The 16,594-nt window shown below is 52.0% G+C and carries 12 protein-coding genes; 10 read left to right on the top strand and 2 right to left on the bottom strand.

Going from position 1 to position 16,594, the window contains the following annotated elements; all coding sequences use genetic code 11:
• The first annotated feature begins 28 nt into the window (after positions 1-28).
• The 9 genes from CLV60_RS16535 to CLV60_RS16495 all read left to right on the top strand — a co-directional run bounded on the left by CLV60_RS16535 (position 29) and on the right by CLV60_RS16495 (position 10,444).
• Positions 29-1,117 (top strand): sialidase family protein, encoded by a 1,089-nt coding sequence (locus CLV60_RS16535; protein WP_106596558.1) that lies wholly within the window; start codon positions 29-31, stop codon positions 1,115-1,117.
• 9 nt (positions 1,118-1,126) lie between these two features.
• Complete coding sequence (locus tag CLV60_RS16530) at positions 1,127-2,026, top strand: sugar phosphate isomerase/epimerase family protein (RefSeq protein ID WP_106596474.1); 900 nt, start codon at positions 1,127-1,129, stop codon at positions 2,024-2,026.
• Positions 2,027-2,046: 20 nt separating this feature from the next.
• Positions 2,047-4,395: a DUF5703 domain-containing protein gene (locus CLV60_RS16525; protein WP_106596473.1), complete on the top strand. Its 2,349-nt coding sequence runs from the start codon at positions 2,047-2,049 to the stop codon at positions 4,393-4,395.
• A gap of 99 nt (positions 4,396-4,494) precedes the next feature.
• Positions 4,495-4,719: a DUF4564 domain-containing protein gene (locus tag CLV60_RS16520; RefSeq protein WP_106596472.1), complete on the top strand. Its 225-nt coding sequence runs from the start codon at positions 4,495-4,497 to the stop codon at positions 4,717-4,719.
• A 30-nt stretch (positions 4,720-4,749) separates the two neighbouring features.
• Positions 4,750-5,043: a hypothetical protein gene (locus CLV60_RS16515; protein WP_106596471.1), complete on the top strand. Its 294-nt coding sequence runs from the start codon at positions 4,750-4,752 to the stop codon at positions 5,041-5,043.
• A 108-nt stretch (positions 5,044-5,151) separates the two neighbouring features.
• On the top strand, positions 5,152-6,696 hold the full coding sequence (locus CLV60_RS16510) for an FGGY family carbohydrate kinase (RefSeq protein ID WP_229211000.1): 1,545 nt from the start codon (positions 5,152-5,154) through the stop codon (positions 6,694-6,696).
• 2 nt (positions 6,697-6,698) lie between these two features.
• Entirely contained in the window at positions 6,699-8,297 is a 1,599-nt protein-coding gene (locus CLV60_RS16505; protein ID WP_106596469.1) for a DUF5060 domain-containing protein, read from the top strand.
• 192 nt (positions 8,298-8,489) lie between these two features.
• On the top strand, positions 8,490-9,158 hold the full coding sequence (locus CLV60_RS16500) for an aspartate/glutamate racemase family protein (RefSeq protein WP_106596468.1): 669 nt from the start codon (positions 8,490-8,492) through the stop codon (positions 9,156-9,158).
• A gap of 2 nt (positions 9,159-9,160) precedes the next feature.
• Positions 9,161-10,444, top strand: a complete 1,284-nt coding sequence (locus tag CLV60_RS16495) for a bile acid:sodium symporter family protein (protein ID WP_106596467.1) — start codon at positions 9,161-9,163, stop codon at positions 10,442-10,444.
• 96 nt (positions 10,445-10,540) lie between these two features.
• On the opposite strand, the gene CLV60_RS16490 is transcribed toward CLV60_RS16495, so the two are convergent.
• Positions 10,541-11,938: a four-carbon acid sugar kinase family protein gene (locus CLV60_RS16490; RefSeq protein ID WP_106596466.1), complete on the bottom strand. Its 1,398-nt coding sequence runs from the start codon at positions 11,936-11,938 to the stop codon at positions 10,541-10,543.
• Positions 11,935-13,197 (bottom strand): ribulose-bisphosphate carboxylase large subunit family protein, encoded by a 1,263-nt coding sequence (locus CLV60_RS16485; protein ID WP_106596465.1) that lies wholly within the window; start codon positions 13,195-13,197, stop codon positions 11,935-11,937. Before CLV60_RS16485 ends, CLV60_RS16490 begins: the two co-directional genes overlap by 4 nt.
• Before the next feature lie 248 nt (positions 13,198-13,445).
• On the opposite strand from CLV60_RS16485, the gene CLV60_RS16480 reads away from it, so the two are divergent.
• Positions 13,446-16,592: a SusC/RagA family TonB-linked outer membrane protein gene (locus tag CLV60_RS16480; protein ID WP_229210999.1), complete on the top strand. Its 3,147-nt coding sequence runs from the start codon at positions 13,446-13,448 to the stop codon at positions 16,590-16,592.
• Positions 16,593-16,594: the final 2 nt, after the last annotated feature.

Here is a 16,594-nt window from a genome sequence, read left to right as displayed (position 1 = left end):
ATTAACCTACATTCCAATGCAAAAAACCATGCGAAAAACATTGCTTAAATGGCTGCTATGCGGCACCGCGGCTCTTTTGACGCAGCCTGTCGATGCACAGAGCTTTAAAGACGGTATCCTCGTCGATGAAAACATTTTTGAAGCCGCGCCATTTCCGGAAAGCCACGCTTCCACCATTGCCGAGACGCCCGCGGGGCTGGTAGCAGCCTGGTTTGGAGGTACAAAAGAGCGTAACCCCGATGTGGGTATCTGGGTGAGCCGTATCGAAAACGGTAAGTGGACGGCGCCCGTAGAAGTGGCGAACGGCATTGTGAACGAAAAGCTGCGCTATGCCTGCTGGAACCCGGTTTTGTACCAGATACCGAAGGGCGAGCTGATGCTTTTTTACAAGGTAGGGCCTAATGTGCCGGGCTGGAAGGGATTTCTGATCACCTCCAAAGACAATGGCAAAACGTGGTCGAAGCCGGCTGAATTGCAGGAAGGCTTTTTGGGGCCTATTAAAAACAAACCGGTACTGCTGGCGAATGGCGAGCTGTGGTGCCCGTCGAGTACTGAGGGAGAAGGCGGCTGGCGGGTGCATTTCGAGGTGACGCCCGATTTTGGTAAGACCTGGCGGAAGGTTGGGCCGCTGAATGACGGAAAAACCGTTAAAGCTATCCAGCCGAGCCTGTTGACCTATGCCAATGGCGATATGCAGATCCTGTGCCGAAGCCAGAGCCGCTCGATTGTGGAGTCGTGGTCGAAAGACGGGGGGAAGACTTGGTCGGAGGTGGTGCCCTCGACGTTACCGAATAACAACTCGGGTACCGACGCCGTGACGTTGAAGGATGGCCGGCAGCTGCTCGTTTACAACCACGTGAAACCGCCGGTTGGTCAGCCGAAAGGACCGCGTACCCCGCTGAATGTGGCTGTTTCCAAAGACGGCAAAAACTGGGAGGCGGTATTGGTTTTGGAAGATTCGCCGATCAGCCAGTATTCGTACCCGTCGGTGATCCAGACGGCCGACGGGATGGTTCACATCGTTTACACCTGGCGCCGGCAGCGCATCAAGCACGTGAAAATCGACCCGTCGAAGCTCAAAGGCAAGGCGATCGTGGAGGAACAGTGGCCCATTTGACTCTGAATCATGAAAAGAAGAAATTTTTTGAATGTCTGCGCTGCCGGAATCGTGGCAGCACCGTTTTCGTCGTGGGCATCGGAAATATCCGGAATGCGCATTACATCGAAAAAAGCACGGTACAAGATTGCGGTGATCGATCTGATGATTTTGAAGAGGCAGAAAATCAGTGCATTGCCTCTCGCAGGCGAAATCGGGGCCGATGGCCTGGAAGTGGATATGGGCGGCCTGGGCGACCGGCCGACGTTCGACAACAAGCTGGCCGACCCGGCTGTGCGGCAGCAATATCTCGATAAAGCCAAAGCGCTGAACCTGGAAATCTGTTCGCTGGCTATGACCGGTTTTTATGCACAATCGTTTGCCAAACGCGACGGTGCAGAGAAAATGGTGGGCGACTGCATTGAGACGATGAAACAAATGAATATCAAAACCGCATTTCTGCCGCTGGGTATTCAGGGCGATCTGGTTAAAAATCCGGAACTGAGGCCAGCGATTGTGGAAAGGCTGAAAACGGTAGGCAAAATGGCTGAGAAGGCCGGTGTGGTGATCGGTATTGAAACTGCGCTGGATGCGAAAGGAGAGGTGGAGCTGCTGAAAGAGATCGGCTCTAAAAGCATTCAGATCTATTTCAATTTTTCCAATCCGCTCAAAGAGGGCCGCGACTTGTGCGACGAGCTGCGCATTTTGGGTAAAAACCGCATTTGCCAGATCCATTGTACCGATGAGGACGGTGTCTGGCTTCAAAACAATACACGGCTCGACATGCAGAAAGTGAAGGCTACGCTCGACAAAATGGGCTGGAAAGGCTGGCTCGTGATCGAGCGCTCGCGCGATGCGAATAAGCCGCGCGACGTGAAAGGTAATTTCAGTGCCAATACTGCTTTTATGAAAACCGTTTTTCAGTCCTGATTTTTCAATTCTGCCATTTCATGCTTAGTAGCTATTGCCGGTTCGCTCTGATTTTATTCTTGATTGTCAATAGTTTGCCGGCCGTGGCGCAAGGGTTTTTACCGGAGCAGTACAACTTGAAATGGGCGAGCCAAAGCCGGAATTCGGGTGAATCGATGCCTTGCGGAGGCGGTGATATCGGGTTGAATGTGTGGGTTGAGCAGGGTGATTTGCTTTTCTACATTTCGCGCAGCGGCGTTTTTGATGAAAATAATGTGCTTCCCAAGCTCGGGCGCGTGCGTGTGAGGCTTTCTCCTAATCTCTTTGATGCGGGCGAACGCTTTCAGCAAGAGTTGAAGTTGCAGCAGGGGTATGTGGAGGTCTCAGGAAAAAAAGGAAAGCTGAATGTTACGGTAAAAGTTTGGGTGGATGTTTTCAAGCCGGTGGTGCATGTTGATATCGATGGCAGCAGCCCCGTTTCGGCGCAAACCTGGTACGAAAGCTGGCGAACGGAGCCAACGGATCTAAAAGGAAATGCAAGAAGTGCCAGTTCCTACAAATGGGCCGCGCCGAAAGTGCCCGTTTTTCCGGACAGTGTAAGGCACGAGGGCAATGGCGTGTTGTTCTACCACCAGAACCGGGATTCTACGATTTTTGATCTGACCGTCGGCCAGCAAAAGCTGGAAGCCGTGAAATCCAAACTCTGGAATCCACTGGCTAACCTGACTTATGGTGGCTGGATGGCGGGGGAAAACATGGTCGCCGATCCGTCGGTTGTCACAGGCCGGTATGCCGATGCGGCATTCAAAGGCTTTGGATTGAAAAGCAAATCCCCTTCACGCAGTATCCAACTGAGCATTTACTTGCATACTGACCAGCAAAAGGATGTTGCCGTTTGGAAAAAGGGCCTTTTGGAAACCATTGCCCGCGCTAAGACAGAGGAGAAAATGGCGCGGACTAAAACGCTCGAATGGTGGAAACAATACTGGCAGCGGAGCCATATTGCCTTGAATGTGAGCAAAAAAGATAGTGCTTCGCGCGTTTGGCAGGTGGGGCGTAACTACCAGCTTTTCCGCTACATGCTCGGGTGCAATGCATTCGGAACATACCCGACCAAATTCAACGGCGGTCTGTTTACCTACGACCCGGTTTGGGTAGATACTTCCTACCATTTCACGGCCGACCATCGCAACTGGGGCGGGGGTATTTTCACGGCGCAGAACCAGCGGCTTGTTTACTGGCCCATGCTCAAAAGCGGTGATTTTGACATGATGACGCCGCAATTTGAGTTTTATCAACGCATTTTAAGCAATGCTGAAATGCGCACGCAGCACTATTGGGGTCATAAAGGGGCCTCGTTTACCGAGCAAATCGAGAACTTCGGTCTGCCCAACTATGCCGAATACACTTCGAAACGCCCGGCCGGTTATGACCCGGGACTGGAATACAACAAGTGGCTGGAATATCTCTGGGACACATCGCTGGAATTCTGTCTGATGATTCTCGACCAGCAGCATTTCACCGGCACGGATATCTCACGTTACCTTCTGTTGATTGAAAGCTGCGTGGTGTTTTTCGATGAGCATTATCAATTTCTGGCCGCCCAACGGAGCGCGGCAAAGCTGGATCAGAACGGCCACCTTGTCCTTTTTCCGGGGAGCGCGGCAGAAACCTATAAAATGGCCTACAATTCAGCTACGACCGTGGCGGGACTCCAAACCGTGCTGGGACGAATGCTGGCATTACCTGCTCAATATGGTGACGAGGCGCAGCGCAAACACTGGCAGGAGATGTTGAGCAGGATCCCGCCATTGAGTTTCCGCGAAATGCAGGGCCATCGCACGATAGCGCCTGCGAGAGCGTGGGAACGCATCCAGAACACCGAAATTCCGCAGCTGTACCCGGTATTTCCCTACGGCATTTATGGTATCGGCAAGCCCGACCTGGAAACGGCCATCAATACCTGGAAATATGATACGGAAGCTATCAAAAACCGCAACCATACCAGCTGGCACCAGGATAACATCTTTTGTGCACGCCTGGGGCTTACCGAAGAGGCTGCCGCATTAACCATCAAAAAATTACAGGACTCCGGCCGGCGCTTCCCCGCATTCTGGGGTCCGGGCCACGACTGGGTTCCCGATCACAACTGGGGCGGCTCAGGGATGATTGGCTTGCAGGAAATGCTCATGCAGACGCCCGGGGATTTCATCAATCTTTTGCCTGCCTGGCCGGATGACTGGGACGTCCAATTCAAGCTTCATGCGCCAAAGAATACAGTGGTGGAAGGGGAGTGGAAAGCGGGTAAATTAGTGAGCCTGAAAGTAACGCCGGAGAGCCGCAGAAGTGATGTAATCTGCTCAAAATGTGGGTATGGCGCGGTTAGGTAGTGGTTGTATTTTACAACCTAAGAAAATGTGACGTGCAAAAGATTGTTTCTAGATTTGTGAGGTCAATCTATCAATCAAACTAAACCACGCACTTCAATCATGAGCTCACGCAACCAAGTTAAAACAGAATCTTTCACTTACATCACCTTCGGCGGGGCCATCGGCCTGGTGTTGGGCGCTATGTTTGGGCCTCCTGGTGCGTTGGTCGGTGTACCTCTCGGTGCAATGCTGGGAGTGTGGTTTGATAAGAAGTATCCTGAGACAAATCACCGCTCCAACGCCGAATCAGGCAAGAGTGCTGCCCAAGAAGCCGAAATTCATTAACTACAACCACTATTCATATCTGATGGTTGTATGGAAAGCCATTTTAATCATTATGTGATTTCGTTGACGACGTGCTTGGTAGGGTGTGTCGTGTATGTGGTATTTGCCGCCACCCGTCATGGACTTGAGAATGTTCAGGAAAGTATGCTCATAAGGGTGTTCGGCGATCTTCTGATGATTTGCGCTGCATCGAGGGTCGTAGTTCTTTCATTCGATGAGGCACTGTGCAGTTCAGTCGCCAAGATCGATATGGCTTTTATGACCGTAGGCGCGATCTTGATCATGATTGTTACAATGAAAGATTTTATCTCAAAATTCAAGTAGGAGGAGGCTTCGTAAATTGCACCCTGGCTAATATATTACATAAATAAATCAATATTTTTTAGCTTTGTTTTCGATTGTTTTTCTTTTCTTTGTTTTAGTAAATAAAGAATGGTTCCACAAGTTGAAAACAAGGCTTCCGGAATGTTGAACGGCCCATTTGTTCTGGCGATCGATCAGGGTACGAGTAGTACTAAAACCGTCATTTTTAATGAGAGAGGGAAAGTGGTGGCGCGGGGCAGCGAGCCCCTGCACACGATGTATCTCGATGGAGGTTTGGTGGAGCAGGACCCACAAGAGATTTATGGGAATGTGCTGGCGTCGGTAGCCAAATGTATTGCCGATTTCACAGCGAAGGATGGACGTATAGAGGATATCCGTTCGTGCGGCATTTCTAATCAGCGCGAAACATTTGTGCTCTGGGATAAGGACGGCAAGCCGCTGCATCATGCGGTGGTGTGGCAATGCAAACGCTCAACTGCCGTGTGCGAGCAATTACGTGCTGCTGGATTAGAAGAAATGATCCGGCAAAAGACCGGTTTGCTGGCGGATCCCTACTTTTCGGGGTCGAAAGTGATTTGGCTGAACATTTATAATGAGGTTGTAAAGACAGCCCTTGCGCAGGGCAATGCGTTTTTTGGTACGGTAGATACCTGGTTGCTGTACAAGCTGACTGGCGGTGCGGCTTATCTGACCGACCACACCAACGCGTCGCGCACATTATTTTTTAACCTTGAAACACTGTCATGGGATGAAGAACTGATCCGGTCGTTCGGATTGGATGGATTGCATTTGCCTGATATTCAGGTATCTTCTTCGCATTTCGGGGTAACGGACTTTGGTGGTTTGTTGCCGGTACCTGTGCCGGTCACCGCGATGATCGGCGATTCGCACGCGGCGGCGTTCGGGGAAGGATGCTTCGGCCCCGGAATTGCAAAGGCAACTTTGGGTACTGGTTCTTCGATATTGATGAACATAGGTCCGGAGCCGAAACCGTCGCAGCAAGGAATGGTGACGACAATCGGTTGGAGTGCGGGCGACAGGGTGGAGTATGCGCTCGAAGGTGTGATTGTGACTTGCGGCGCGACGATCGAATGGCTGAAAACGAATCTTGGTTTATTCAGCGACGTTGGGGAAACAGAGCCTATGGCGCGCGCCGTGAGCGACAGCGGCGGCGTTTACCTTGTTCCGGCGTTTAGCGGGCTGGGTGCTCCGCATTGGGATATGAACAGAAAAGCGTCCATTACAGGCCTGACATTCAACTCAAATAAAAACCACATTGTGCGCGCGGCGCTGGAATCCATTCCTTTTCAGATCAAGGATGTGATCGTGGCGATGGAATCGGATACGGGCATTGCGTTGCGGGAATTGAAAATAGACGGAGGGTTAACTTCCAATTCTTTCGTCGTACAGATGCTGGCCGATTTGCTCGAAAAGCCGGTTGTGAACCTGGGTTTTCCGGAAGTTTCGGCTTTGGGTGCGGCTTATCTTTCAGGATTGTATTCAGGCGTTTATCCTGATATTGACTATTTGAAAAAATTGAGTGAGAGCCATTCATCGATACAGCCCAACGCTGCCAATGAAGCAGTGAAAGTAAGCTATAGGGGTTGGCAGGAAGCAGTTGGGGCTGTGCCACAAATTTACATAACACATTGATCATGAAGTTTCTTTATTTGCTTGCTGTTCTATTTGGGTTTTCGCTTTCTGTTTTAGGTCAGGATCGGGCGGCGACGAGCGTGGAACGCTGGGAGCGGTTCGAGGTGGTGCTGACCGGCCCGCAAACCGGTAATCCCTTTGCGGATGTCAGTTTGTCCGCCGAGTTTTCGAACGGGACGGAAAGAATCAAGGTGGACGGATTCTACGACGGAAACGGGCAATATAAAGTGCGTTTCATGCCGCAAAAGACGGGAGAGTGGAAGTACAAAACGATCAGTTCAAATAAGTCATTAAACGGGAAAACGGGGGTATTCTCTTGCGTGGAACCCGGCAAGGATAATCATGGTCCTGTGCAAGTGGCTGATACCTATCACTTTAAATATGCTGACGGCACGCGTTACTATCCTTTCGGGACGACGTTGTACGCCTGGACGCATCAGCCCGAAGGTTTGGAAGAGGTTACCCTGAAAACGCTTTCGAATGCACCATTCAACAAGGTCAGAATGTGCGTTTTCCCGAAATACTATTCGCATGTGGAGAACGAGCCGCCGTATTATCCCTATGTGAAAAAGTCGGAGACCAAGGATGCGAAGGGGAGACCGAAATTTCAGTGGGATTTATCACGCTTCGAGCCGGCGTTTTTTCAGCATTTGGAAAAACGGATCGATGACCTGAAAAAGCTGGGCATTGAAGCCGATATCATTGTTTTTCACCCGTATGATAAGGGTCATTGGGGATTTGACAGTCTTGGTAAAGAGAACGACCTGAAATATATCCGTTACCTGACGGCCCGTTTGGCGTCGTTCCGGAATGTGTGGTGGTCGATGGCCAACGAATTCGATTATGTCAAAACGAAACCTCGCGCCGATTGGGACATTTATACCAAAGCGGTGGTGAATGCAGACCCATACGGCCACCTCTGTTCGATCCATAACGGGAGTGTTTACTATGACAACTGGAAGCCGGAGTTTACGCACGTCAGTATTCAGAATGGCTCGACCGTAGAGGATTTCGGACGGGCGACGTTGCTCAGAGATGTGTTTTTTAAACCGATGGTATATGACGAAGTATGCTATGAGGGGGATTTACAACAGCGCTGGGGGCATTTGAGTGGTGAGGAAATGACGGAGGCATTCTGGCAGGGCGTGATAGCGGGCACGTATGTGACGCATGGAGAGACGTACAAAAATGCCGGCGATACGATTTTTTGGGCCAAAGGCGGCCGGTTAATCGGTAGCAGCCCGGCACGGATCGGTTTTTTGAGGAAAATACTCGAAGAGGCACCAGGGCCGCTGGAATTGTCGGATCCCTGGAAAGACCACCATACCTCGCGAGCCGACAGCAGTTATTACCTGGTGTATTTGGGCAGGAATATGCAGTCGGAATGGGAATTCAGTCTCCCGCGCAAAGGCGGGCCGAAGGCGGGACGGAAGTTTAAGGTGGAAGTAATCGATACCTGGAATATGACGATCGACGAGCGTCCTGAGGTTTTTGAAATCGCCGAAACCAGTGAGTACCGGATTTACGACAAGAAGCGAACATCGATCCGCCTGCCGGTGACGCCTTATCTGGCGTTACGGATTAAAGAGTATTTGGAATGATCATGATTTTGATTGGTTAACATAGATAGTAAAGGATTAAAAAGACCGGATCATGTCCGGTCTTTTTTTGTTTTTGGCTTTGATGTGCGGGTGTATTTAGTTAAATTTCGAAATGATTAGAATATAAACGAAAGTAAAAATCGTTTCGCTTCGCCTTAGAGAGGATAACTTGACTTTTCCGGAAATGCATTCATGAAACCAGTAACATTAGGTCTGATCCACACTTCGGCTACGCTCGTGCCGATCTTTCAGCAATTGTGCAGCGAATATCTGCCGGGCGTAAATGTGTTCAATATTGTTGACGACAGCCTGATCAAAGATGTGATCGCAAAAGGCAAACTTATGCCGGCAACGGCGCGTCGGGTTGTCGACTATGTGGCTTCTGCCGAAGCTGCCGGCGCCGATCGCATTCTTGTGACCTGTTCATCCATCGGAAGGGCTGTGGAAGCTGCGGATGCGCTTTCTTCCGTGCCGGTGCTCCGGGTCGATCAGCCAATGGCCGATCTGGCCGTTGCCAAAGGCACGAGAATCGGGGTGGTAGCGACACTTCCCACCACACTGGAGCCGACTGCCGACCTCGTAAAACGCCGTGCGCAAGCAGCTGGCAAAGAAATTCAGCTGACCAGCAGGCTTTGCGAAGGGGCATTTGATGCGCTGATGGGCGGCAATCCGGCTTTGCACGACCAAATGGTGGCGGATGCTTTGCGAGAATTATCTGCGCAAGTGGATGTGATCCTGCTCGCACAGGCATCGATGGCGCGGGTGGTCGATACGCTGCCGGATGCGGAAAAAACCGTTCCGATTATAGCGAGTCCTCCGGAAGCCGTTCGTTATCTGGCTTCGGTCATTGGTAAAGTTTAAATATGTTGATAATCAGGAAAATATGTCTTGCATTCGCCGTGGCCGGCATTGCATTACTCGCATTCGCCTGGCTGACGCAGGCGGACGTACTTTTCAAAGCGGCAGGACTGGGTACAGCGCTTGCATGGGCAGTCGGTATTGGGGCGATCCCACGCCTGCAAGGCTACCAATACACCGCCTGGATAGTCGCCGCTGTTGTGGCGGGAATGACCTATCCGCAATCCTTTCTGCACGTTGGTGATTTTGACCTGAGAAATAAGTGGCTCATACTCATCGTGGTGCAGTTTGTGATGTTCGGGATGGGTATTCAAATGAGCCTGCGCGATTTTTCGGAACTGGCTACTTCCGGGAAGGGTGTTTTGATTGGCTTGTGCAGCCATTTTACCATTATGCCGCTCACGGGGTTTGCATTGACTAAAATCTTCCATTTCGATCCCGAAATTGCGGCAGGCATTATCCTGCTGGGATCGTGTTCGAGCGGACTGGCATCCAATGTCATGGTGTACATCGCCAGGGCTAACCTGGTGCTTTCTGTGGCCGTAACCGCCATGACCACCCTCGCGGCGCCGTTTTTGACTCCGTTTCTGATGAAAATCCTGGCCGGGACGCTCATTCATATCCGCTTCCTCGACATGATGATGGAAATTATCAAGATCGTGATTGTGCCGATCGGCGCGGCGTTGGTTCACGACTTTTTGAAGACAGCACCGACACGTGGGCGGAGAAACGTTTATAGTTTAGCGTTAGTATCTCTGGCGTGGCTCGGGGCGCTGGTTTTGGGTATGTGGTCGTCGTTGGGTGGCGTCGTTTCGGAAGCGACACTGCAGTCACTCGAAGTGCTTTCGTTTTTCGCAGGCGCGGTGATAGTCGGTTTGGCGTATCATTGGATCACACTATCATTCCAAAACCTTGACCGGTATATGCCTTATGTGTCGATGTTTGGCATTATATACTTCACTACTGTTACCACGGCAGCCGGGCGCGACAATCTCTTGCAGGTCGGGTTTCTGCTCTTTTTCGTGTCGGTCGTGCATAATTCGGCCGGGTATTTCTTTGGATATTGGTTGAGCCGGTTGTTGGGCCTGGACAAGGCCTCGGCGCGTACAATGGCGTTTGAGGTGGGTTTGCAGAACGGCGGAATGGCTTCCGGGCTTGCCGGTACGATGGGGAAACTGGGCACCGTCGGGCTTGCGGCGGCCGTATTTAGCCCCTGGATGAATATTTCAGGATCGATTTTGGCTAATTATTGGCGGAAGCGGGAAGGGGACGGGAAAGCAGAGTTTTAGAATTTTCTTCCCCGCTCGCGGCAAATTCAAGCGCAGCGAGGATATCTTCACGAGTTACCAGGCTCCTGTAATGCATTAGCAAGCAGGTGTTTCGATCTAATGAGTGGTTTCAAGACGTCCTTTTCTAACTACTTCAAAATACTCCTCCCCACCAACTTGCCCGCCTTTGAAATTAACCTCCAATCCATCCGCGGGTGAACCGGGGGCAAATGCCCGGCAGAGTGGGGCGCCGGGAGAAAGCGGGGCGATCATTTCAACGGCTTTAATGCCCAGCGTCCGCGCTACTGCGCCCGATGTATCGCCGCCGGCGATGACAATGCGCTGGACCGGGGTTGCTGCTATGACGCCTCGGGCAATGCTGCCCAGTGCCTGGCCGTACAGCGAGGAAGTCAATGTTTGAGCTTCGATGAGGGGTAAGCCTTTGCTTTTGAGGATGTTATTTGATTGGATGAATCGTTCGTCCTGTGTGCTTTTGCTGGTGTGTATGATAATGCTTTTCCCTTTTTGAATAAGTAGGATGGCTCTTTCAATTTCAACTGAAAATGTTGGATTGTGGGTTCCGGCGGCGATGGCAGGTGTATTGAGGGGAATTTCTTCGAATCCTTGTGCCAATGCGTAGTCGATCTGCCGGGCGGTGACGGGCGAGCAGCTGCCGGAAACCACGAGCAATGGCGAGGCCTTGCCGGGTGCTGGCCAATGCGTACGGTTTTGTATGGTTCCTTGTGTATTCCAAAAGCCGGTCAGGGCCATTTCGACACCGGATGATCCTGCGGAAAAGTGTGGGGACTCGTGACTGCCGTATGGATCGATGAGTGCACCAATGCGGGACATCTGGTATTCGTAGAGTCCGTCGAAAAGCACAACGTCGTTTTCCTTGCTATTTACTTCGAGTAATGCGCAGGCTTCCTGATGCGGCATTTCAATCTGCAAAATGTCGATCAATCCGCACGATTTTAGTGTTTGTTTGCTTAAATGCAGTCGTAAATCGCTTTCGTCTGCGGGTGTGGTGGGGTGTTTGCTCATGCTTGGGTGGCGGTCGAGGCGGTGAATCTGGCCGTTGCTGCCGATGCCCATCCTGGCAAACAGGTTCCCGAATGCGCAATAGCGACCCAGTGCCGGGGCCGCCACAATGAGTGAAACAAACTCCGGGTTAAACACTTCGGTACCAATGTCTATGGCTTTGCCGATGCTGCCGATAGTTGGGGAGGAATCGAACGTGGAGCATACCTTGTAATGAATGTGCCGCGCACCGACGGTTTTGAGCATTTCGAACGCGGGCCGGAGTATCTTCTCCATTTGCGCGGGCGTCATCGCCCGTGTCATGCCCGCGACTCCGAACGCGCGTATGTGCGGGAATCGCCTGAGATCTTCCGGCGTCGGTGGTTCGATAAACAGGGCAGTGCGCACGCCGGCGCGTTCGAGTATTTCCATGGCGTCGGTAGAGCCGGTGAAGTCGTCGCCGTAAAATGCCAGTAAGAGATCGTTGGATGTCATGCGCGGCTGAATTGCAGTTTCCCGAACTTTTCTACCGACTGGCGGAATTCCTTGTATTGCCGCGCAGCATCTTCGAGCTTCAAGCCGGTCACGGCGCCTTCCCAGGCTTGCTGTAATGCTGTTACACCGGCTGCCGGTCCGCCAGGGTGAGCCATGATACCGCCTCCTGCCATGTAAAGAAGGTCGGTGGTTTGCGTGCGCCGGTAGGTTTCGAATGCTTGCCCGCCCCATTGCCCGGAAGAAACGACCGGCAGCACCGGCTTACCCAGCGGCGCCGGATCGAGGCAGGATGCGATTGAGCGTACCACCGAGTCGTCCGACTCCCAGAACTTGTTTTGAATGCCATTCACATGCAGCTGGTCGACGCCCGCGAGCCGCCAGAGTTTTTGGTACGCGGGGAATTCGATGCCCAGCAGCGGATGGCGGTTGAGCATGCCCCATCCGTTGCGGTGGCCATGAATGGCCAGCTCGCCCAGATCGCAGATACGTTTGGCGCCAGTCAGCCCGACGCTGTTGAGGCTGATCATCGCGCAGGTGCCACCTGCTTGAAGTACATATTCGTATTTCCGCAGCATAGGCTCCAATTCATCGCTGATATTGAATGCGTACATGACTTTTTTGCCGGTGCGGTCGGCGTGGCGGTTGATTACGCGCATCACGGCGTCGACACGATCTTCGAAGCGCGAGTTGGCGGTGGAAGTCATCAGTTCATCATCCTTAATGAAGTCGATACCTGCCTGGGCGAGCGTGTCGACGATTTCCGCAGTTTGTGCTGGCGTCAGGCCTACACTGGGCTTGATGATCGTTCCGAGGAGCGGCCTTCCCGAAGTTACGCCGGTAAGCGACCGGCAGCCGTCGATGCCGAAGCGCGGGCCACGGTAGCTATTTGCATAGGATTCCGGAAAATGGATGTCCATGAGTTTGAGCCCGGTAAACTGCGTGATTTCGTACAGATTGCCCTGCAATGTCGAAACCAGGGTGGGGAGGTTGTGTCCGAAGTTCTCCACTGACCACGAAACATCGACCATTGCGCGCCGATACGATCCATCCGGCGAAGAAGCGCCGGGGATAGCCGGTTCTGAAACCGTTTCAAGGTGTTCGATATGTTCTACTTGGGCTGCAAACTGGTTTTTGAGTTCTTCCGTCTCGCCGGGTACCGCCACGAATGTTCCCGATGATTGTTCTCCCGCTAATACGGCTGCGGCCTTTTCCACTGCGTAGGGGGTTTCAATGTAATATCGCGCTGTGATTCTTTCCATTAATTTCCTGGTAGCCTATTTATGCTTACGAATATAGTCTTTTTTGATTCGATTTAAGGGTTGTTATTTGAGTGCTTTACCCGCCACCTGGTGGACAAAACTGGTTTTAAACAACTTTTTATAAAAATAAGATAGAAAATATTTACAAATGTTTTTTTAAAATAAAATAGTTCCTATTTTTCGTAAAAATTAGAATAAAAAAGAAAGAAAAAGAAAATTCACTACTTCCCTAATCGTTTGAAATGTTTATGAAACAACTCTTACGCATCATGCTGGTATGTCTGCTGGTAGCCCCCGCGGTGCATGCTCAGACGCTGTCCGTGAAGGGCAGGGTAACGGGTGTAAGCGACGCCGACCCGCTTCCGGGTGTGAGCGTCGTGATTAAGGGCACGCAGCGCGGTACGACCACCAATTCGGATGGGGCGTTCCAGATCGATGTGCCCGACCAGGCTACTGTGCTGGTATTCAGTTTTGTGGGCTACAAGTCCGTGGAGGAAACCGTCGGTACCCGTACAGACATTGGTGTAAGGCTTGTGCCTGAAAACAAATCGCTGGAAGAGGTGGTAGTGGTCGGTTACGGAACGCAGAGCAAGCGGGCGGTGACCGGCGCGGTGATTTCCGTCAATTATGACAAGTTCAAGGACCGTTCATTCAGTAATGTTAGCCAGTCGCTTGCCGGAACGCTGCCTGGCGTAAACATTTCGCAATCGCAGGGTGCGCCCGGCGCTTCACCAGTAATCAAAATCCGTGGGATCAGTTCGATCACCGCAGGTACTAACCCGCTGATTGTCGTAGATGGGGTGCCATTGGAGAACTTTAACCTGAACCTGATCAACCCGCAGGACATCGAGTCGATCGAAGTCCTGAAAGATGCCTCTTCGGCGGCTATTTACGGTTCGCGGGGATCGAGCGGGGTGATTATCGTGACGACCAAAACCGGCAAGCCAGGCAAAGTGAACGTGAGCGCGAACGTCGAGTATGGTTCGCAGAAAGTGACGCGGCGCGTTAAAATGATGGACGCGCAGCAGTTTATTGAGACATATATCGATGCGAAAAACAATGCATGGACGGCACAGGGAGGCAATGCGAGCGATCCAAACAGCGCCCGGCCGGCTACACTCCGCATTCCGGAGGATTTTACGACTAACCCGCAGCAATTCGGAAAGGGTACCGACTGGCAGGACGTCATGTTCCGCACAGCGCCGTCGTTCAACGCACAGGTGACTGTGACCGGCGGTACCGAAAAGACCCAGTACATGTTTTCGGGTGCCTATCTGGACCAGACGGCGGTACTGGATGCCAACTACTACAAACGTCTGGCACTTCGTTCGAATCTTAAAACGCAGATTTCCAAGCGGCTTAGCGCGGGTTTGAATATTGGCATAACCTCCATTTTCGATCGCACGGAAGGTACCCAAGGCAAAAGCGATGTGATCAGCCTCGGCCTGCAAAGCGACCCTATTTTCCCGGTTTATAATGAAAACGGCAACCTCGGTTTCCGTGACCCGAATTCGACCTGGTTCCGGTTTACGCAATATGCCGATATGAACCTCTGGCACCCGTACTCGCTCACGCGCGAGGTCGACAAGGGGCGGAAGTCGTTTAACACCCTTGCTACGGGTTACCTGGAATACGAATTCATCGATGGGCTGCGGTTCCGCACCAGTCTGAGCGGTAACCTGTACAATATGCGCAGCAATTTTTATTGGAATGATAAACAGAAATACGGCTATTCGGCGGTGCTGGCTGCCCAGGGTAACGCGAGCGATGCATATATGCTGAACTGGCTGAGCGAGAATACATTGACTTATGATAAGAAATTCGGCGAGCACGCATTTACCGGGCTGCTAGGCTACACGAGCCAGAAGCAGCGCGATGAAACGATGTATGTAGCGGCCAACAATTTCCCGAACGACCTCGTGCATACGCTCAACGCCGGAACGGTAACTGCCGGAAATACGACCGCCAGCGAGTGGTCACTGCTTTCGTACCTGGCGAGGGTTCAGTATAATTTCAAAAACCGTTATTTCCTCACGGGTGCGCTACGCCGCGATGGGATGTCGCGCTTTGGCGAGAACAACAAATGGGGGTATTTTCCATCTGTGTCGGCGGGTTGGTTGCTGTCGGATGAAGCATTCATGTCGGGGGTGACGGCGGTGAATAACCTGAAACTTCGCGCGAGCTACGGGGTGACGGGTAACAACCAGATACCTAATTACGGGGCGATCAGTCTGCTGGCTGCGGCGCAGTATGTAAACGGCTCGAATCTGGCCAATGGTTTGAAAGTGAGCAGCCTAGCAAACCCGAACCTGAAATGGGAGAAGACCAATCAGTTTAACATAGGTGTTGATCTGGGCCTTTTCAATAACCGCATTAACCTTTCGGCAGAGTATTACAATTCGCTTACCCGCGATATGCTGCTATTCGTGCCGGTGCCTGATATTACCGGTTTCTCTACTCAGCTCACCAACATCGGTAAAATGCGTAACCGCGGTGTGGAATTGAATATTTCTACCAAAAACCTGACGGGCACATGGACCTGGACAACGGATTTCAACATTTCCAGAAACCGCAACAAAGTGCTCCAACTCGGTCCGGGTAACGCGCCGATCCAGTATGTCGACAACGTCGTGACGGTGCGTACCGAAGTCGGCCAGCCGGTTTCGAACTTCTATGGCTACGTTTTCGACGGGGTGTTCAAAAATCAGGCGGAAATCGATGCATATCCGCACCACAGCAGCACCACGCCGGGAGATCCGAAGGTACGCGACGTGAATGGCGACGGCAAGATCAGCGATGCCGACCGGACGATCCTGGGTAACTATCAGCCGAATTTCACCGCAGGTATTACCAATACAGTAGGTTACAAGGGTTTCGAGCTGTCGTTCCTGTTCCAGGGCTCCTTCGGCGGCGAGATCGCCAACAACAATGTGCGCTACCTCGGTACCTGGGACAATGGACGGAACTTCTTTGCCGATATGTACAACTACTGGCGTTCGGAGAGCAACCCTGGCGACGGAAAGCATTTCAAGCCTTCGGTGAATTACCTCGGGTTGCAGAAGCAGTTTTCTTCGTACTGGGTCGAAGATGCTTCGTTCGTGCGGCTGCGGAATGTGCGCGTGTCGTACGCGGTACCAGCGAAATGGGTTTCGAAGCTGAAAGTGAGCGGGGCCCGGGTGTATGTGAATGCGGAAAATGTGCATTTGTGGAGCAAATACATCGGGTATGATCCTGAGAATACTACTTACGGCACCACTTCCTATTCATCGAGTATGGAGACTTCGGGCTCGTACAGCAGCGGGAATGCGCCCGTGCCAGGAGCATTTCAGGGGGTGGATTATGGATCGTATCCGCTGCCCCGGGTGATTACTGTTGGGATTAAGGCTGATTTTTAAAG

Source organism: Dyadobacter jiangsuensis (assembly GCF_003014695.1).
GTDB classification, from domain to species: domain Bacteria; phylum Bacteroidota; class Bacteroidia; order Cytophagales; family Spirosomataceae; genus Dyadobacter; species Dyadobacter jiangsuensis.
Note: the sequence above shows the minus strand (reverse complement) of the source record. Positions and strands in the feature narration are given on the sequence as shown.